Annotated in this window: 1 protein-coding gene; it reads left to right on the forward strand. The window is 44.7% G+C overall.

Annotation, left to right across the window (positions count from 1 at the left end; translation table 11 throughout):
* Positions 1 to 430 (forward strand): restriction endonuclease subunit S (locus tag EXE44_RS18290; RefSeq protein WP_199241281.1); only part of this gene is annotated, 430 nt, incomplete at both ends.

Here is a 430-nt window from a genome sequence, read left to right on the forward strand (position 1 = left end):
GCGTATGATATTGATTATCGAGGAAAAACGCCCCCCTATTCCGAATCAGGAATACCTGTGATTTCGAGCGGAAATATCCAAGATAGCGAGATTGTATTCGATGAAGAGAGATATGTATCTCGGGAAACCTACGAAGAAAAGCTTAATCGAGGTGTCCCCAAAGCCGGTGATCTAATAATCACGACAGAGGCACCCGTTGGAAAGGTGGCATTATATCCGAAGGGAACATTCATGCCGACAAGGCGGATTATTACTTTTAGAACAGTTGGTGTTGATAATAGATTCTTACAAGCCGCGATACGTCATCCCTACGTACAAAACTATCTAACAGCACAATCTGGAGGATCTACGGTGGGTCGAATCCTGAAAGATCATCTGTTGAAGACGCCAATTCCCCTCCCACCTTTGGACGAACAAAAACAAATCGCCG

This window comes from Halorubrum sp. SS7, assembly GCF_005435055.1.
GTDB classification, from domain to species: Archaea; Halobacteriota; Halobacteria; order Halobacteriales; family Haloferacaceae; genus Halorubrum; species Halorubrum salinarum.